Here is a 17681-nt window from a genome sequence, read left to right as displayed (position 1 = left end):
CGGGTCATCGCAGGGCGTGCCGCAGCCCGGCCAGCAAGCCGCGTGATTCGGCGATACGGCGGCGCACGATGTCCAAGATGGAACTCGCCTGGGCGCTCACCGTGTCGATCTCGCCGGTGCTGTTGCCGTACGCGGCGATCTGGTTGAGGTTGGTGCCGATCTTGGCGAGCTGGTTGCTCAGGTTGTTGATCGCGTCGTAGAGCTTGCTCAGTACGCCGCGGTCGAGCGTCACGCCGCTGATCCTCATCCGGGCGGCGTCGAGTGCGTATCGCGAAACCCACGATCCCGGTGTCAGCCCGTCGAGCGCGGCGGCCTGTTCGATGATCAGCCACTCGGTGTCGTTGTAGGACAGCGAGGTTCGCTGCCTGCGCCTGCCCTCTTGGCTGTGCTCCCGCTTCCTCGCTCCACCCGGCTTCGATCGGGCTACCGGTGTGGCGGTCGCGGTTTCCTTGTCCCCCATCGTGTTCGTCCCCCCATGCGGCCCGCCGGCCTGAGGCACCCCCTGCGCCTCGTCGCTGGTCCGCTTAGGACCAGCGTGCCAGGTCGCGCAGCGACCTGGGGAACTTCGTATAGAAGTTCCACATCTTGCTCTGCGGAATCCGGCTGTGCCACAAGGGTTTCCCACTGGGCACGTGGTCGGCCTCAACAACGTAGCGGCAGCGGCGTGGAAAGTCCACGATGTACCGCCTGCACACCATGCTCGGAAGTAGGAGAGCACAGCAACGCCCCGCAGGAGGAGTTCGCTGCCAGGGGTGGCCGGTGGCGTGTCTGTGTGGATCGCGACTCCGGCGGGTCGCTGGGCGCGGGCATGGGAAGCCACATTCAGCACCAACCCGTGACGCTTCAAGGCGTCACGATGCGCGGAGCCGCGCGCTGATCTGCGTGGGAACGGGCCTGGATAGCTGCGTACAAGGGAACGCCCCGCGGCGCCAGGGCGCTACGGGGCGAGGATTCCTGCGGGACGTTACGCGCACCTCATCCGTACAAGGTCAGACCAAGGTGGTCCGCGAGGTCGTCTGCGAGGTACTTCGGGTTGTACTCATCTGCGGTGACGTACCGGTCGAGGACGGCGCGAGCATTCCAGTAGTCCACGTCGCCGCTGTTCCACAGCGCGGCGAGTTCACGCGCGCCAGGACTGCGGCCCTGTCGGCGGGGATGCGCGCCTCGTCTTGAAGCCAAGTCTGAAGCACATTCTGGTGGATCGTCGTCATCCGGAGGTCACCTCTCGATCTTGGTCGGGTGCAGTGCTCGCCGAACTGGTGTCCACCGCCGTCGTAACCGTGCTCCCTGAGCTTCGCCGTGACCGCCTTGGCGATGACCGTAGCGCAGGATCGGCTCCTCCTATCGAGCGTGCGTTCCTCGGCTTCGCGGTCCAAGTCGTCGTCCACCAGCCGCGAGAACCGCTTGGACGACGCCCCGACGCGGGCGAGATCGCTGCCGCTGAGCGGAGCGGTCACTGCGTCCCCAGCCAGGTGGTGAGGAACATCGCCATGGCGACCACCAGCGGGAGCATCACGTACAGGACCAGGTGCCCTCGTGGATCTTCCCTCCAGTCCCGCGGCCAGCCGTGCCGAAGCCATGACCAGACGCTCAAGCTTGCGGAGGGCCCGGCTTGGTCGCGGTCGCCAACCTGGACGGTCTCGACGTCATGATCGTCCGGCTCTCGTTCGAGGTCGACAAGGATTCGGCGACCGTCCGGTGCGGTCAATTCCACGATCGGGCCGGTGCTCTCCCTGACGTTGTCCCACATCTCCTCGGCGGCTTCGCGCGGTGTCCTGCCTTCTACATCCCACTCGATCTTGCCGTGGTAGCTCTGCGTCGGCATCGGCGCCCGTCCGCCCTGGCCGCTGGTGTCGGTGGCCGAATTGGTTTGCACAGGGTCCTCCTGATCTACGTGACGTGCGTGGGGTTGGTGTCGATTGACCGGGCATGCTCACCGGTTCCGACACGATCCACTCTACCCTCAGGGGGTATCTTGCTGGCCGGTTTCGGGGCGCGTGATCGACTGCGGAACAGTTCTGCGCCAGTAGAGGAACCGGCTGAGCTGGCGCCGGGTGAGCGCTCGGCTCGGGACGCGCAGGGGTCAAGTGCTGCGATAGGGCTCGGGTCCCGCAGGACGTCGTGGGCGCCTCAGTCCTACTACGCGAACGTGAGCACCCCGCCGCGCCGGCCGGGCGGGCGGGGTGCTTGTGTGCGCGGTGCGGACGCGTTCGTGTGGCTGTCAGTTTGTGGACACGGCGGTCAGCATGGCCTTCACGGCCGCATCGCCGAACGCCTTCAGCAGCACGCTTTGGAAGCTGTCTCTCACGTCGTCCCACATGCCGTGAAGGACTTCGTAGGCGCCCTCGTCGAGGTCCTGCGCGGGTTCCTGGCTGTCCTCGTAGATGAACTGGTGCCCGTCCGGGTCTGGCCAGGTGAGCACCACCCTGCCGTTGGGGAGCTGGTAGTGCAGCACCGGACCACTCAAGCCCGGGAAGTACGACGTGTGCTGGTAGCTGATCGCGAGCAGCCGCCCGTCCACTCCGTCGCGGTACTTCCGGACCCAGGTCAGATCGAGGTCAGCCTCGATGGCGGGGATGGTGACGATCGTGGTGGCCGATTCGGCCATGGGAATCTCCTTTGAGTCGGTGCGGCACTGACTCCGGTGCGGCGCCTGGTGCTGGTCCGGTGTCACGGCATGCGGGAGAGTTGCCGTCGAGAGTCGGCTTCTCGTGCGGCCTCGGTGCGCTGGTCGCGGAGGTAGCTCTGGAGCTTCAGGTAGCGTCCGGCCCCGATGAACAGGTTGAAGTCCGAGTAGTCGCTATCCGGGCCAGAGCGGATGTTTACCTCGCCGCGGTACGCGGTGAGGTAAGCGGCTCCACCGTCGTAGGTCACGGGCAGGGTTACCGCGCGGCCGTACCGGGTCTCGGTTCGCGGAGCGGTCACTGGTCATCACCATCCTTCTGTCAGTGTCGGAAGTCGAACAGACGCCGCCACTCGGAGGTGCGACGTCGTCCGCGCGCGGGGGCGGGCGTCCCCGCTGCGCTTGCCCCGGATGTCCTCGGGCCTCACCATAAGAATACCCCTATGGGGTATATCGCCATGGGCGTTTTGATCTGGCTGATCGAAACCGGAAGCACTTTGCAGACGGGGAAATTCGCGGGCGTGGGCGGGGAAGGTGCGGGCATTCAGGGGGCAGAAGTCATGCCGGGGTTCGAAAGACGTCGCTGCGATCCGTGGGGACTCCCGTGCTTCGGCGGATCACGTGGCGCGGACATCCGGCGATACCTTCAGTACCAACCCGTGACGTTTCAAGGCGGCACGGAGCGCACGCAGCTGCGCGGCGGCTTGCCGGGAGCGGCCTGCCTTCGCGAGGGTCTTAACCCACAGCAGGTGAGATTCGGCGATGAACTCGGCGCGCTCCGGGGCAGCGTCCAACACAGCCCGCACCCGGGATTGGACGCGGCTCTGCCCCTCCCAGATCACTCCCGACTCGTCCGTCCGCTCGCGCACGCGAACCCAACCATCGATGACGTTGAGTTCGTAGGAGACCCGAGTCACTCGGTCCCTCATGCGCTTCTCGTCAAGCGCTATACCGCGGATCGCTCCCAGAAAGAACTCTTCGCGGATGTAGGTGGTTGATGTCCCGGCCTCCCCGGATGTGGACGCGCAGGCGACCATGTCTGGACTCCTTGGTGCTCGTGGCTTGCGGATGCAGTGGATACGCGGCACGGCTCGGCGCCTCGCGCGCCTCGGAACCGGTCTGCGCAGGGAAAGCGGGCTACGTCGGGCCGAATGCCGTCGGGTTCGTCTGCCCTTGCACTCCGGCTCGAAGACCACGGCGGTGCCGGGGTTCGCCCGGTAGCAGTCCCGCTCGTCAACGCCGAGTTCGGCGCACGCGCGACGGACGGTCTGCCGGTACGCCTCGGCCGCGCGCTCCTCGACGTTGCCGAACGTCCGGACGACGGGCAGGTTGAGCAAGTCCTCGATCGTGGGGAACGGTGACGACCGCGATGTCCGATTCGGCCATCGAAACTCCACCGCGTTAGGGCGGCGCGGCATCCGCGCGGGTACCGCGCCGCCCGTCGAAACCTGGGCGTCAGTCGGCGTGCTCGACCGAGGTGGGATCGAAGTAGGCCGTCACAGCCTCGTCGCCTTCAGCGAACCGGCGGCGAAGCTCCGCCAGCGCGGACTCGAACAGGGTGTTCAGGGTGCCCCGGTTCAACCGGCTGGCATCTTGCTGGTGGAGGAGCACCCTGCGCCGCGTCTGACTGATGTTCGGCCGCTCGCTCGTGATCCCGACACGGCCGCGCATCTCGACCTTCTCGCGCCCCACGACCAGCTCGGCCTCGTACCGCCGGGTGTGCATCGAGTGGTCCACCACCAGGCGAGCCTGTCGATACCAGCCGTCCGCGTCGGGCTGGCCGACGTTCCACTTCGCGGTGATGTGCCGATCGCCCGTCTTCACCACCGGATCCTCCGCCGGGCTGACGGTCGTGGGCGTGCTGTTTTCGCTCAAGGATTGCTCCCTTTTGATGCGGGTCCTACGGGTGGGATTCGGTGGCCAACGCTCTCGGCCCCACAACAAACATACCCACCGGGGGTATATGCCAGAAGTGATCAGGTCCGGCTGATCGAATCCGTGAGCATTTTGCTTATGCGGAAGTCATGGGTCGGCAGCAGATGTATTTCCTACTGCTGCAATCGAGAACGGGGCGGGGTCCTTCAGGGCCTGAGCGCGGCGCGGAGATCGTGCACGTTCCGGATCACACCGTTGTCGATGACGTAGTCGCAAGGGCGCGGATCCAGCCCGGCGGCATCCATGTCGACGTTGCGCGGGCGGACAAAGTGGAGCTTGCGAGGGTCGGTGACGGTCTCGATCGTGGTGGTGATGCTGCGACCGTGGTCTTGGCTGCGGGTCTGGCTCACGGTCACGTAGGAGTGGTCGCGGCTGGAGCGGAGCTGCTCGGCGTTGCCCAGATGAATGGTGCAGACGATCCAGCGACCGGGCAGACCGTCCACGGTCACGGTGTCGTCAACTGCGATAATCGGTGTCATGATCATGCGTTCCTCTCCTGCGGTGAGTTGGTGGCTGGTAATGCGGCTGAGTTCTGACGATGGTCACTTTGGCCCGCGAGGATCGCGAGGATGCTTGCCGTGGTGCCCGCCCGGTGTTCACCCGCGCTGAATCAGGCGTGTTCGCGGTAGAGGCTGCGAACACGTTCGCGCAGGATCGACACGTGCACGTCATGCTCGACAGCGAGTGGCTTCCAGGCCAGCGAACGTCGATCGAAGTAACCGATCATCAGGTTGTACTCGTCGCGCGGGTTGAGCTGCACGATGATCCGGCGTTTCGGTCGATGCGCACCGAGAACATCGAACTGCACGTAGTCCCGGTCGAACGCACGCGCGTGTGCGCCCATGTCAGCCAGCAGCCATCGACCGAGCTGGGCCCATGTCAAGTTCACGTCGATGTCGCTGCCGGTGCCCAGATCGAGCGGCTCGGGCTTGACGGAGGCGGGCATGGTGGACTCCTTTTCCTTGAGAAATGGTGGATTGCGCATCAATCTGCCGGGCGTGTTCACCGGCTTCGGACACTCCCGAATCTACCCCTAGGGGGTACTTTGGTGCGGTTTCACGGGATCAGGTTCAGTTCTGGGGAACAGATTCGCGCCGTAGTCCGGTCTCGACCGGCTTCGCCCCTCGCCAGCAACGCGGTCGCCCGCGGCTGCCTCGTTGGACATCACTCGCACCTCGCGCAGTTCCACCAGGGGTGGAGGTGAGGTCCTCGCTCGCGTCGCGACACGGGCAACTGGCGGTGAGCAAGTAGTTGTGCGGGCACTCGGCGACCTCGGCGACCTCGGCGGCCGCCCGGCCAGCGCGGCAAATCCAGTGACCGGGGGATGGGCGGCGACGTCGGCGACGATCGGAGACGATAGATCGCCCGGGGCCCTGCGCGCGGGACGCGGTCGGGTGTGCTCATCGGAGTTCGTCGCTCTCGAGGGAGCGCCATCCTCAGCCCGGTCTCGATCCCGGGGACACCGCGCTCGACGGTGTTTCGACCCAGGAGCACACCCGGTCACGGAGCGGCCGAGTTGCAGGTGCAGCCCTGGCACTGTGCGTGGTAGTCCCGGTAGCAGTAGCCGCGTTCGTGCGCTCCGCACCCGCACATCTCGGCGGTTTCGCCGGTCCGGGTCACGTGCCCGGGGTGCACGTCGCGTATCCCGAATCGCGGGTATTCGCGGTTCTGGAGCCGTAGCCGGGCGCCGACCTCGATGATCAGGAACTGCTCGCAGTGCTCGGCGGTGATCGTTCCGTGGTAGTCGACCACCGTGCCGATCGTGAGCAGTGGCGCCTTGGTGCCTGCTCCCGGCTGGGGTCCGTGCGTGGTGCTGTCCATCGTTTCTCCTTGCGGTTGCGCGGTGTGTAGCCCGGTGATCTGGTTCAGCCGGCGCCGAGCATGAGCTGGTAGCTGGTGGCCGATACTTCCTCCAGGCCCCAGGGCAGGTTGGTGTCGCGCCACTCGTCGAAACCGGTGCCGTCGATGGAGTCGACGCACTCGAGCGCGAGCAGATGGCGAATCCGCTTGCGGCTGTTCACGCGGCCGCAGTGGATGTGCAGGCCGCGGCGCTTGCCCTCGCGGCAGATCTCGGCCATCTCATCGGACAGCTTGTATTCGGTGGAGCCCGCCATGAACAGGGCGCGCAGGTTCGGCCAGCCCCAGGGGATTCCGACGGCTTTCGCGCCGTCCTGCACGCACAACGCCAGCGGGAGATGTGACATGAATAGCGCCCAGTCTGCGAATCGGCGCGCCGTTGCCTCCGCGTCGAACGGCACGTCCGGGACGGTCACGAACAGCAGGTTCTTGTGCCACGGCGGGAGCGGCTTGGGCGGTGTCAGCCCCATCGCCGCCGCGTCCAGGCCGAGCGGCGCGAGCGGCGCGAGCCGTTCGACCTGCCGGAGCACCCTGCCCCACAGGGCCAGTTCGATGCGCTGGATCTGCTCAACGAACGCGGGAAGGCTCCATTTGGAGAACGCGTCGTTGTCGATACCCACGCGGAAGTCGGCATCGAGCGTCTCGCGCAGCTGGCCGATGTGACGCGGTCGCGCGAGCCTGCCCAGGTGCGTCGCACCCGCCGGGTACTGCTCCCGGCAGCGCAGCAACGTTGGCAAACCACCGCCATTGAGCAGGTCCATACCACTCACCACTCCGCAAAGTCCGTGCGATCGAGGGCGAACGCGGACCCGGAAACTCGGCGGCTTGCGGGTTGGATCGCGCAGGGGGATCGCTGTCCGAATGTGTGCCGTCGGCTGCGATTCGCGGGAACGGGCGCTGGCGCTGGCGGAATTGTGTGCAGCTTGACCGCACGGGAGCGGTCCGGCCTTTCCCTTGCCGACACCTCAAACATATACCCCGCCCGGGTATAGGGAGGTGTTGGAAGGCCGGTGAGATTGTCCGCTGAGCATTTCTTCTTCTGCTGTGTCACAACGAATTCGGTCGTGCGCACCTGACTGCGCTCGGCACCGCGCAGGCACCGGCTCCACGGGTTGATCCGTCCAGGTCCATCGTCCGCGGGCTGCTCGGGCAAACGGTCATGGGCGCCGGACATGGCGACGCCCCCGCGACGTCGAGGCGCTGCGGGGGGCGTTCGCACCGTCCGGGGACGAAGCGATCAGGACGCCGCGGGCTCGCCGTCCGATCCGTCGCGTCCGCTGGACACGAAGGCGACAAACTGTCCGGGGCGGCCGGTCATCCGCCTGACGACCTCGATCGCTCGGGCCCGGCAACCGAAACGATGGCAGACCCACCCTGAAGCATGTGGCTTGGTCAGCCCGGCGCGCAGGTCCACATGCGAGGACACCCTGCCGACGTGGTCGTCGCGGTGCGGGCAGCCGACCGCGTCGGCGTAGGCGTACCCGGCTGTGTCGTGGTCTTCGGCGAACGGTTCGGTCAGCTGGGCGACTACGGTGGTGCCGTGCCAGAAGTAGCGGGCCGAGCCGTTGCGGAACCTCCATCGGACCACCTGGAAAATGGCTTCCGGTGGTCCGTCGAGCACGTGGACTCCCTCGATTCGCTCGTGCGGTTGCCCGCCGGCGGCGCGGATCTCGTCGGCGGCCAGTTCGGCTTCGAGGATGCTCACTTCGGTCAGCGTGCGCGAGGCTTCGTGGCCGGGCGGTGTCGGCCAGACCTGCTGTCCGGGTGACGCTTCCTCCGCGCGCACGGGAGTCATCTCCCCGCGAGCTGGGGCCGATGCGTTGTCGTCGTGCTCGGCGGTGATCGGGCGGAACCAGAAGACACAGCTCGGACGTCGCGAATCGACTGACCTCGCGGCCATCTCGTCGAAGGTGATGCCGCCCATGTCGTCCCGGGTGAAGGCGTAGCCAAGACCGACTGTGTGGTAGAGCTCGTTCCCCACGGCGACGTGCAGGCCGTGGTCGTAGCGTCGGCGCGCTTCACGTTTGGTGCACGGCACAAGTTGCGCGGTCATGCCCATTGCATAATCTCTTTTCTGCTGGTTGGCGGATTTCTTCAATGCGCCTTGGCTGCGGGGGTGGTCGCCCGCTTCAACGGCGTTCCTCGCCGGACACGAACCAAGGATCACCCTGACCGTATACCCCGCCGGGGTATACGGTCAGGGTGATCGGGCAGCGAGATCGAACGCGTTGCAGATCGGCCTGGACCTGGACCACCTACCGCCGGGGGTGATGGACCGGGGCCGCGCCGCTGGCGTCGTGGTCGAACGCGGCGCTGCCGTCAGCGAAGCTGAGTCACCAGTTCACCGTCGCCGGTCTTCTCCCGCGGTGCGGCCGACGGCCCCGATGGTGGGCATGGGCAAGTCCACCACAACCGACCGCCGGGTCTCCTCGTCGGTGTGCCCGGCGTCGTGCGGGTCGTCGATCTGGGGAAGCTCGGGAGGGTCGATGAGGCGGTCGCTGATCCAGACCTGTTTGATGACCGCAATTTCCTCGGGGCTGATCAGCTGGTGACCGACGTCGGCCTGGAGGTCGAGCAGCCGATCGAGCACCTGTGCCCGGACGTCGAGGGTGAGTGGTCCGTTTCCGGGCCGTCCGTTGCGGCGTATCGGTTCGCGATAGCGCTTCGGGTTGTCCCGCAGTTCGCAGAGCCAGTCGCGGAACGCGGCCAGTCCGGCGTAGTCGTCGTGGCCGGAGCCAATGAATCCTTCGATGGATTTGTCCCGCTTGACCACGGTGCAGGTCCAGCAGCCGAACCGGCTGTTGCCGCACGGCTGCGTGGTCTCGTCGAGGGCAACCGCGCACTCTCCCGAGTTGGCTTCCTTGTAGAGGTTCTGGAGTCTGCGGTGGTGGCCGCCCCACGGTGCGGGTGTGAGTGCGAGATATTCCCAGACCTGCTCGGTGGTGAAATGCCGGATGACTGGCCAGAGGTAGGCGCCCTTGATGGTGCTGTGCGGGTTGACCACAGACTGCGCGGTGTGCTTGCGCAGTGACGCCGCCCGCGCGCCGGACTCGGCGAACCGGCTGCCGGTGAGCACCAGCGCGCCGCCGTGTCGGCTGATGAGCTGGCGCAGGAACGTGTTCGAGGGCCGGATCTTGAGCCGATCGGTGCACCACCTGAAGTTTCGGGTGGGTGCGGCATAGCCGTAGCCGATCAGCCGCACCCAGAACGTTTCGTGCAATTCAGGCCGCACCAGGTGGGAGGTGATCGGTAGGTTGACTGCCCGGGATCCGGTCTGGATCGCGTCCAGTTGCTCGGCGACGAACTGTTCGATCGCCGGGGTCTCCACCTGCGTGTCCGAGGACAAGATGAGCACCGGTCTGGTCCGCCGGGACGGCCGGACTCGCTTGATGGCCTCGCACACCAGGTGCGCGACCAGGGTCGAGTCCTTGCCGCCGGAGAAGGCGACCACCCAGGGCCGCTCGTCGGCGGCGTCCTGGTAGCGCGCCGCCAGTTCGGCCACCACTGAGCGCGCCAACTCGGCTGTCTCGACCTTGACCGCGGGTACCTCCAGCAGCGACTCCGTGGCCGCGTTGTCGACCTGTCCATGCTGGTCAAATGGTCGGTGGGGCACCGCGGGGATCGGGTCCGGGCCGCTGGTGTTCGGCGTGTTCATCGGATGAGCTGCTCCTTGCTTGCCATGGGTCGCTCGGCAGCCGGCCACGAGCCGGGGCACGTCTTGCGAGGTGGTTGCGGCGCGTGACCTGGTGTCGGGACCGGATGGGGCCGCCGACCCGCGCGATGGCGGGTTCCTGCGCGGAGCGGCGGCCAGATCACTGGGGAGTGAGTTGGTCAGCGTCGGGTCTTGTAGATCGCGCGCAGATCGCATATCGCGGTGATGAACATGACCAGTCCGACGATGTTGAGGCAGATCCGTAGTGTGAGGAAGCTGTCCGGGTCGCTGACCGTGAACAGCATGCCGGTCAGCAGCATGTGGATCGGGAACAGCAGGGCCAGAAGCATGCCGCACACCCGCTTGGTGCGCTCGGGCAAACGAGGGGAACGACGTTTCATCGAGGCGTGCTCCTTGAGCGTGGATTGGCTGGATAGGTCGCGGGGCGGTGGGCTCGCCCGCCGGATCGGCCAGGCGATTGGTCAGTGGCCGTGACGAGAAACGCGGGGGGAAGCCCAGATCAGGCCGATGAGGCTGGCCACCCTCTTCAGCTGTGCCGGTGTCGCGGCGGCGTCCAGCAGAACGCGCAGGCGTTCATCGCGGCCGCCCGCGGTCACGTGGTTGAACAGCGCCTGCTGTTCGTCGCTGGTGTAGGTCGCGGGGTCACGCCCGGATGCCAGCAGCGCCAGCGCCACGCGGCTGTCCGGTGACAGGGGATCGAGCCTGTCGTCCTGGTCGATATCGGCCGGGTCGGCTTGGGACCACTGCCAGAGGTCCGCGATGCGGTACAGCCCGCGCTCGTCCGGCCTGATCAGCTCCGGCTCGTAGTCGGCGTCGTCTTCGTACTCGCACTCGAAGATCAGGATCGTGTCGCCGCGCCATTCGGCCCGCCGGAGCGGGTTGGTGCCGCGCAGCCAGGTCAGGTTGAGTTCAGCGATGACCCACTCGGCGACGACCCGCCGGAACCCGGGGGTCAGCAGGGTGTTGTTCGGCTTGCCGAGTACGGCGGGGAAGTAGGGCGAGTCGTTGATGTAGACCAGGGTTTCCCCCGGTCGCAGGATCGGTGTGTGTGTTTGGGGTGCGCTCATGGCTCGGGTACGTCTCTCCGGTTTGGGTTTCGTTCGATCTATGGCGGCTGCGTCCGGGGCGTCACTCCCGTCGCTCAACCACTGCTGTAACCCTACGTCCACAAAGGTCAGATAGAGCCGTTTCTGTTGCCACGAAACCAAGTTTGGTACGTTTCTCGCGGACGGGTGGCGTGTGGTTTGGTCGGTAGCGGCACCCGGGCCCGGCGTCCGCTACGGCACGCAGGGCCCGGGTGTGGATGTGCGTGGGTGTAACTTGGAATCAGTATTCGACCTTGTCGTAGTCCCAGACGCATCCGTCGTGCTGGGACCAGAACTCGTCCTTCTCAGCTTCGTTTCCGGCGAAGATCACCGTGTTGCAGGGGCCGCACATTTCCACGGTTTTCCCTTGTGTGGCGAGCAGTTCGCGGATCTGCTCGCTTCGTTTCGCGCTGGATAACAGGTATTCGCCTTCGGCGTCGCTGGGTGCGCAGTAGCACAGTTCGTCGCATTCGCCGGAGACGAAAACACGGTGTTTCAATGGGAACTGCTCGGCGACGTCGAAATGAGGGACGTAGTCGGACAGGCGGGTGGGCAGCGGGAACGGGGTCGGCAGGGCGTTGGTGTCGCTCATGGGCGTTACCTCCTGGGGGTTCTTGCGAGCTGGGAAGCGGCGTGTGGCCGGACGGGCACCGTGCCGGGTGCCCGTCCGGGCCTGGAGCGTGCTCAGCGGATGCTGAGGGTTCCGTTCACGTCGCGGAACTGGGTGACCGGGCCGCCGACATTGCCGCTGACGGAGTTCCGCACTCCTGGTCGCAAACCCTTTTTGATCAGTGCGAGTGCCGCGTTCTCGCGGGGGAGTCCGTAGGTCCGGGCGAAGTCGTCGACTTCTTCGGTGACCGTGTCGAGGTCGACGGGAACCGTGGTGGCGGCCGTTGTCTCGCCGGTGAACGTGTCCCAGAGAACCTGCGAGGTCGTGCGGAGCACCGCGGGCAGGATCGTTTCCTGGTAGGCGGTGTCGAGTGCTTCCCAAATCGTGGCGAGCAGTTCCCGCAGTCCTGCGTCGAGTTCGGTACGCACGTCGTTGAAAGTTTCCTTGTCCCGGACGGTCCAGTTGTCGCCGTCGGGCTCGACAACGAGGACCGTTCCATCGGTCGTTTCGAACTGAAAGGTCGGTCCGGCCTGGTTCGGGTAGTAGGTCTCGTGGTTGTAGGCGACCTGCGTGATCCGGCCGCGGCCGCTGGCGGCCAAGGCACGCAGGCGTTCGACGTCGAGTGCGAAGGTGATGGCCGGTAGGGTCATCTGGGTCGTCATGAAGGTGCGTCCCTTTCGGAATGGCTTTCAAGGGGATGAATTTCGTTCGATCTGTGTAGCCGCTTCCGGGGCGTCACTTCCGTTCGTCGGCCACTGCATTCATGCTATGTCCCATTGAGACACAACTGGTCGTTTTTCGCCGTGGCAAACGGAATCGTGCGCATTTTCGTGTGGGCAAATGAAAGCCCGGTGTGCCGGGACAGAGGTTCCGACACACCGGGCGGGATGATCGCGCTGGTGTTAGGGGAGGCGAGCGACGGCGGTGAACTCCGCAGCCAAGTCTGTGAGCGTGGCGCTCAGCGCTGTGCGCCACGCAGTGGTGACCCCGGCCCAGAGCTGGTCGAGCGCGGCTTCCAACTCCTCGGTGTGTTCCTCGGTGAGACCGAGGTCTTCCAGGTCGACGGTCGATGCGGCGCGGGGATCGTCCAGGGTGAAGGGCTGATCGGTGGTGAGATGCCAGATGTCGTAGCTGGGAACGTACGGGTCGCTGTCGGCGCGCAGCACCAGGCGCTTGCCGGTCGCTGTGGTGAGTTCGATCTCTGGGTAGATCAGTCCTGTTCGGGTGGTGATGCTGGGATCCCGTTCGGTGGTTCGGCGGATGTGGTTGACCGTGCCGTAGTCCCGGAAGCCGGCCAGGATCCGCAGGTCCACCTCGGCCTTGGCGGCTGGTAGAGAGACGGTCCTGGTCGTCCCGGTCAGCACGATCGGCCCGTCATCGCGCAGGTCCTCCTCGTCTGCGTCCACTTCTTCGGCCTCCTTGTCCTTGAGTTCGTGGTAGCCGCGGAGGGTGAGCGGGCTTCCAGGTAGCTGAAGGAGCTCCTCGGCGGCGTCGGTCTGTCCGGCCTGCCAGGCGCGGAGATAGGCGGTCAGGTTGTCCCGGAGTAGGAAGGCGCTACCTCCGACGTAGAGCATCTGCTGGTCCCATGCGCCGTCCAGGCGGCGGTGCGAGGTTCCCTGCCGGTCCGCGGTGTCGAGGGTCTTCCGTGCGTCCGTGGCGCTCTCGCCGTTGGCGCGCAGGCGGTCGATGATTTCTTGGCGCGTTCCGGTCGCCAGCGGGATGCCGTCATTTCCGGACCACAGGGCGTAGAGGGTGCCGTCGCGCTCGGCAGCGATGACGTAGTCGGACATCAGCGCACCCCCTGGTACGGGCGGGCGAGCGTAACCTCGTACCGCGTGAACGCGGCTGCGTGGCCGGTGGCATCGGTGTAGCCGAGGGCGACCATCGCGGCCTGCCACGTGGTGAAGACGTCCTCGCGCTGCTCGGTGGCGCTCGGGCCGTCAGGCGCACCGCAAAACATGTCGAAGTCGGGGAGTTCCATGGGTTCGCTGACCCGCCTTTCTGGTGATGGATTTCGTTCGATCCGGCCGGATGCCCAGGGGCGTCACTCCCTGCCCGCCCGACGCCAATAACTATACCGGCCGAGGGTGGTTTTACCTGCTCATGAGTGGTGTCGTCGTGGTTTGATGTGCATCGGCACTACCATCGGGATCATGGGGGACAAGGAGGCGCTCAAACGCGCGGAAGACGAAGCGGACAGGATCTTGGCTTGGCGACGGCAGGCGATGGTCGCGCTGGCGCTGGCCTCCGAAGCGGCCCGGGACGACTCGGTGGTCACCAAGGCGGACGAGAAGGCCGCCGCCGAGCTGGCCCAGGCGAAACAACGCGCTGCGGAGATCGTGGCCAAGGCGGAGGAGGAGGGCGCGAAGCTGCGCGATGCGGCTCGCGCTGAGAGGGCCACCCGCGCTGACACCTGGCGGGAGATGTACGACCGCGCCCGGGCTGCGGGGTGGACGGCCAGGGAAATCCGCGACAACGGGCACGCCCCGCCGCCGCGAGCGCCGGCGCGGCGGCGCCACTCGGGGTCACGCCGCACTCGCGGCCCCGAGCCGCCTCTGGATGCGGGCGCGGCATCGATGGCCGCGCACACCAGCGCTGATCCGCTCCCGAGCAACCTGAGGACGCCGTAGGGGGTTGCCTCGCCCGGCCTGACCGCGTCGGTCTCGGGCTTGACGGCCGTATCCCTGGTGGTCGCTGTTCGAAAGTGTCTGGAACATGGCGAGGGGGCCGATCCCGGGCAGGCTCGGGGCCTGCCTGGGATCGGCCCCCTCGTGGGAACGTGCGGGTGATTAGAACGGGTCGTCCAGGTAGGAAAACTCTCGGTCGCCGTCGTCGAGCAGGTCCGCAAGCTCCTCCAGTTCGTCGGACTCTTCGGTGCCGATCACGCCGTTCTCCTTGTCGGCGCGCAGCATCTCCTCGAGGCGCCGGGCAGTGGCCAGGTCGTTGGTCAGGTCGGTGATCTCGTACTCACGCAGTTGGACCGGCTGGCCGTGGTTCTCGCTGCACACCCGGATTTGCGCCTGCAAGTGGCTCTCGATGCCGGGGCACTGGCCGGACTCGCCCAGTTCGGCGCACTGGGCGCATTTACCGTCCGGGGTGAACAGGGTGGGGTTGCTGATCCAGACCACCATGTACGGGCGCTGCTTGTAGTCCGCTTCGCCGGGGAACCGATTGACGTAGAGGACCGCCACGCGCTGGGTGTTGTCCGGGGCCTGCGCGTCGGCGGTATCGGACGTCTGCTCGGTGTCGGCCGGGGCGGAAACGGCAAGGGAAGACATGCTCATTCTTTCTCCTGTGATGAATTCGTTCGATCTATGGCGGGTGATTTCCGGGGTGTCACTCCCGCTTTCAACCGTTGCCATAACTCTATCTCAGTAAAGGCTGCGCTACCCCGTTTGTCGGTGTGTGAATTGTTTTTGTGTGCATTTTTGCCACGTGGGACCGGCGGCGGTGTCCGGCCCGGCGCTCCTTATCACGGCGCCGGGCCGGACACCCGAAGCGCTAGCCGCAAAGGTTGCAGATCGCAAGGTCGCCGGAGGCAACGAGGTTGGCCGTGTTCAGGATCGCCTGGCGCGCGGCGTGCTCGAACGTGGCCGGGGCCTGCGGGGTGTCGGACGGCACGGGGAAAGCACCGATCACGACTGCGCTGGCCAAGGTGTCCAGGTGACGCGCCAGACGGCTCGCCTTCCAGCCAGGGCAGCACGGTTTCATCGGCGCAGCCCCGGTGTGCTGGCAGGTGGACGTGGCGAGCGGGCCGCGCGGGAAGACGCCGAGCACCTCGGGACGCCGCCACGGCTGGCCCGGTTTCGCGGTCACCGCGACCGTCCAGCACAGCTGTCCCCGCGGGGACGCCAGTTCGGGAACCTGCCAGCGCAGGTGCCACGCCACGATTCGGGCCTCGTCCATACCCGCCGGGTTCTTCAGGTGCCAGAGGGTCCCGTCGGTGCGGGTGATGAGCGTCGCCGAATGCAGGTCGATGGGCAAGCAGATCTGTACGGTGCCGTGGGAGGTCTTGGCCAGCACCAGGTTCTTGTGAGCATCGGCGTAGGCGTCGACGCGGAGCCCGCGCAGCGCGGCGGCCAACGCCAGCAGCTTCCACCGGCGCGCGAGGACCGTGTGCCGCGCGGCCCGGCGGGGCGCTCCTCCCGCCGCCAGGGCGCGGTTGGCCTTCTCCAGGTGTTCCTCGGCGCGCAGGTCCAGGTAGGTGATCCGGTCCACCAGGCACCGGCACGGGGTCGCGAGGATGAGGTCGGCCTGGTCGCGGCCGCCGCCCTGGCACCGGCCGCAGTGCTTGACCGCGTACCTGCCGCCTTCCACGGGGACGAGGTCGGCCGTGCCGACAACACCGACATCATCCACGGTGCAGAACGGACGGCACACCTCGCCGTATTCGGCACCGCAATAGAAACAGCGGGACATGACAAGAAGCATGGGAAACTCCTGTGATGAATTCGTTCGATCTATGCTGCGGCGTGATTCCCGGGACGTCACCCCCGGGAATCACCCGATACTTTGACTCTATGCGCACCGCGCGCGAGGTGAGAGTCTTTGCGCTTCGTCGATTTGTTTCGCGTGCATTTTTTTCCGGACGGTTCGCAGACGTCCTGTGCCGGGGCGCGCTACCGATCTCGGGGTGAGGTGGCCGCTTCACCCGAAAACGGCCACCCCACCCCGCTGGGGTCATGCCGCGGTCAGCGTGGGATCGGTGAACTCGCCCCACTTCACTTCGAAATTCTTGCGCTGTTTGTTGATCGCGCCGGGCTTGCTGATGACGTAGAAGTGCTCGGTCATCGGATAGCGTTTCTCAGCCGGGAACTTGCGGATCCACGCTCGTTCGATGCCCAACCGCCCATCGATGCCCTCGCCCTTGGCGGGCACGGGACCGAACTCACGCAGCGCGGTGCGGGCATCGTCGAGCGTCCCGGTCGCCACCGCCCGCACGCTGCGCCACGGCGTCCCTTTCCGAGTCGAGTCCACCCTTTTGGGCCTGCGGCTGATCTGCTTGGCGGCGAAGGCGCGGCGCACCTCGTACACCGTCCACCTCGGAGTGTCCTCGATTGCGGCCGCAGCCAAGTCCAGTGCGTCGGTCAGGTCGTACTCGCGCGCCAGGTCATAGGCGCTGGTCGAGCTGCCCAGCACCATGCGCTGGTTGAGCGCCACCGAGTGCCGCTCGATCGCCAGGGCCTCGGCGCCCGCCTCGGGTTCGGCACGCCACCGGGCCACCAGTTCGGCCCGACTTCCCTTGGACAGCTGGAAGGGACAGAACCGACAGCACGACCTCGGGTACGGGAACCCCAGGCGCTCGGTGATGCCGTCCTCGTCCAGCAGTGCCGCGCAGTCGGATCTGTCGTAGTCCCACGTAATCAGGGGGTAGTCCGGTCTGCGGGAGTTCGTGCCGTAGTGCTGATCGCGCAGCATCCGGTACTGCTCGTCGGCCGAGAACCCGATGATGTGGCGGAAATCCGGCGCCAGACGTCCGGCCTTGATCTCATCAGCCAGGAACCAATCCAGCACGTCACCCTTCGCACGCGCGGAACACTTGCGCTCTTTGTGAGCGACCTGCGGCACGGTCCCGGCGCGCAGCAGTTCATCGGCCAGCGTCCAGTGATTCCCGCGCATGATCATCCGCTGCGGCGCGGTCGAGTCGTCCAGGATCTCGTAGCCGGAGCTTTTGAGCTGGCCTGCTCGGGCGATCTGCACGTACCGCAATCCGACTTCGCGGAACCAGGGCAACATGATCTTGTTCATGGCCTGTTCGGTGGAGTCGTACTCGTTGCCGGTCATGGCCGTGACGGCCAGGCAGTCCGACCAGTCGAAATCCCGTCTGGCCGGGTCGGTGACGTACTCGTGCACGATCTTGGCGCAGTCCAAGCCCAGGCCGATGCCGAGCGCCACCGT

The 17681-nt window shown here is 66.4% G+C and carries 23 protein-coding genes; 1 reads left to right on the top strand and 22 read right to left on the bottom strand.

Features of this window, described 5'->3' with window-relative positions; genetic code table 11:
- Positions 1–4: 4 nt before the first annotated feature.
- The 19 genes from mobC to FXO23_RS17605 all read right to left on the bottom strand — a co-directional run bounded on the left by mobC (position 5) and on the right by FXO23_RS17605 (position 13764).
- On the bottom strand, positions 5–460 hold the full coding sequence (gene mobC, locus FXO23_RS17695) for a plasmid mobilization relaxosome protein MobC (protein ID WP_158886220.1): 456 nt from the start codon (positions 458–460) through the stop codon (positions 5–7).
- Positions 461–975: 515 nt separating this feature from the next.
- Positions 976–1179, bottom strand: coding sequence for a hypothetical protein (locus tag FXO23_RS17690; RefSeq protein WP_158886218.1), 204 nt, complete (start codon positions 1177–1179; stop codon positions 976–978).
- A 274-nt stretch (positions 1180–1453) separates the two neighbouring features.
- Entirely contained in the window at positions 1454–1876 is a 423-nt protein-coding gene (locus FXO23_RS17685; protein WP_158886216.1) for a hypothetical protein, read from the bottom strand.
- A 345-nt stretch (positions 1877–2221) separates the two neighbouring features.
- Complete coding sequence (locus FXO23_RS17680) at positions 2222–2608, bottom strand: hypothetical protein (RefSeq protein ID WP_158886214.1); 387 nt, start codon at positions 2606–2608, stop codon at positions 2222–2224.
- Positions 2609–2670: 62 nt separating this feature from the next.
- Positions 2671–2925, bottom strand: a complete 255-nt coding sequence (locus tag FXO23_RS17675) for a hypothetical protein (RefSeq protein ID WP_158886212.1) — start codon at positions 2923–2925, stop codon at positions 2671–2673.
- Between the two features lie 315 nt (positions 2926–3240).
- Positions 3241–3960 (bottom strand): hypothetical protein, encoded by a 720-nt coding sequence (locus tag FXO23_RS17670; RefSeq protein WP_158886210.1) that lies wholly within the window; start codon positions 3958–3960, stop codon positions 3241–3243.
- 118 nt (positions 3961–4078) lie between these two features.
- Positions 4079–4498: a hypothetical protein gene (locus FXO23_RS17665; protein WP_158886208.1), complete on the bottom strand. Its 420-nt coding sequence runs from the start codon at positions 4496–4498 to the stop codon at positions 4079–4081.
- 206 nt (positions 4499–4704) lie between these two features.
- Positions 4705–5043: a hypothetical protein gene (locus FXO23_RS17660; protein WP_158886206.1), complete on the bottom strand. Its 339-nt coding sequence runs from the start codon at positions 5041–5043 to the stop codon at positions 4705–4707.
- A gap of 125 nt (positions 5044–5168) precedes the next feature.
- Positions 5169–5504 (bottom strand): hypothetical protein, encoded by a 336-nt coding sequence (locus tag FXO23_RS17655; RefSeq protein WP_158886204.1) that lies wholly within the window; start codon positions 5502–5504, stop codon positions 5169–5171.
- A 554-nt stretch (positions 5505–6058) separates the two neighbouring features.
- The gene (locus tag FXO23_RS17650) at positions 6059–6379 is read right to left on the bottom strand and encodes a hypothetical protein (RefSeq protein WP_158886202.1); all 321 of its coding nucleotides are present in this window, start codon (positions 6377–6379) and stop codon (positions 6059–6061) included.
- A gap of 44 nt (positions 6380–6423) precedes the next feature.
- On the bottom strand, positions 6424–7176 hold the full coding sequence (locus FXO23_RS17645) for a hypothetical protein (protein ID WP_158886200.1): 753 nt from the start codon (positions 7174–7176) through the stop codon (positions 6424–6426).
- 476 nt (positions 7177–7652) lie between these two features.
- A complete protein-coding gene (locus tag FXO23_RS17640) occupies positions 7653–8582 on the bottom strand; it encodes a hypothetical protein (protein WP_158886198.1) in 930 nt (309 codons plus the stop codon).
- Positions 8583–8756: 174 nt separating this feature from the next.
- Positions 8757–10070 carry a DNA phosphorothioation system sulfurtransferase DndC gene (gene dndC, locus FXO23_RS17635; protein ID WP_158886196.1) on the bottom strand — a complete coding sequence of 438 codons (1314 nt, stop codon included), beginning with the start codon at positions 10068–10070 and terminating at the stop codon, positions 8757–8759.
- Positions 10071–10246: 176 nt separating this feature from the next.
- Positions 10247–10468, bottom strand: a complete 222-nt coding sequence (locus tag FXO23_RS17630) for a hypothetical protein (protein ID WP_158886194.1) — start codon at positions 10466–10468, stop codon at positions 10247–10249.
- 81 nt (positions 10469–10549) lie between these two features.
- Entirely contained in the window at positions 10550–11155 is a 606-nt protein-coding gene (locus tag FXO23_RS17625; RefSeq protein ID WP_158886192.1) for a hypothetical protein, read from the bottom strand.
- Positions 11156–11414: 259 nt separating this feature from the next.
- Positions 11415–11765: a hypothetical protein gene (locus tag FXO23_RS17620; RefSeq protein WP_158886190.1), complete on the bottom strand. Its 351-nt coding sequence runs from the start codon at positions 11763–11765 to the stop codon at positions 11415–11417.
- A 92-nt stretch (positions 11766–11857) separates the two neighbouring features.
- The gene (locus FXO23_RS17615; RefSeq protein WP_158886188.1) at positions 11858–12445 is read right to left on the bottom strand and encodes a hypothetical protein; all 588 of its coding nucleotides are present in this window, start codon (positions 12443–12445) and stop codon (positions 11858–11860) included.
- A 240-nt stretch (positions 12446–12685) separates the two neighbouring features.
- Entirely contained in the window at positions 12686–13573 is an 888-nt protein-coding gene (locus FXO23_RS17610) for a hypothetical protein (RefSeq protein ID WP_158886186.1), read from the bottom strand.
- A complete protein-coding gene (locus FXO23_RS17605; RefSeq protein ID WP_158886184.1) occupies positions 13573–13764 on the bottom strand; it encodes a hypothetical protein in 192 nt (63 codons plus the stop codon). The genes FXO23_RS17610 and FXO23_RS17605 overlap by 1 nt, the downstream gene beginning before the upstream one ends.
- A 145-nt stretch (positions 13765–13909) precedes the next feature.
- Between FXO23_RS17605 and FXO23_RS17600 the strand changes: the two genes are divergently transcribed.
- A complete protein-coding gene (locus FXO23_RS17600; protein ID WP_218952082.1) occupies positions 13910–14413 on the top strand; it encodes a F0F1 ATP synthase subunit B family protein in 504 nt (167 codons plus the stop codon).
- A gap of 159 nt (positions 14414–14572) precedes the next feature.
- Here the strand turns inward: FXO23_RS17600 and FXO23_RS17595 are convergent, their stop codons facing one another.
- From FXO23_RS17595 to FXO23_RS17585, 3 genes are all read right to left on the bottom strand, one after another.
- Positions 14573–15145, bottom strand: a complete 573-nt coding sequence (locus FXO23_RS17595; RefSeq protein ID WP_218952081.1) for a hypothetical protein — start codon at positions 15143–15145, stop codon at positions 14573–14575.
- Between the two features lie 139 nt (positions 15146–15284).
- Positions 15285–16202 (bottom strand): hypothetical protein, encoded by a 918-nt coding sequence (locus tag FXO23_RS17590; protein WP_158886178.1) that lies wholly within the window; start codon positions 16200–16202, stop codon positions 15285–15287.
- A 261-nt stretch (positions 16203–16463) separates the two neighbouring features.
- A complete protein-coding gene (locus FXO23_RS17585; protein ID WP_158886176.1) occupies positions 16464–17678 on the bottom strand; it encodes a hypothetical protein in 1215 nt (404 codons plus the stop codon).
- Positions 17679–17681 lie beyond the last annotated feature (3 nt).

It is taken from the genome of Amycolatopsis anabasis, from assembly GCF_009765355.1.
Lineage (GTDB): Bacteria > Actinomycetota > Actinomycetes > Mycobacteriales > Pseudonocardiaceae > Amycolatopsis > Amycolatopsis anabasis.
Note: the sequence above shows the minus strand (reverse complement) of the source record. Positions and strands in the feature narration are given on the sequence as shown.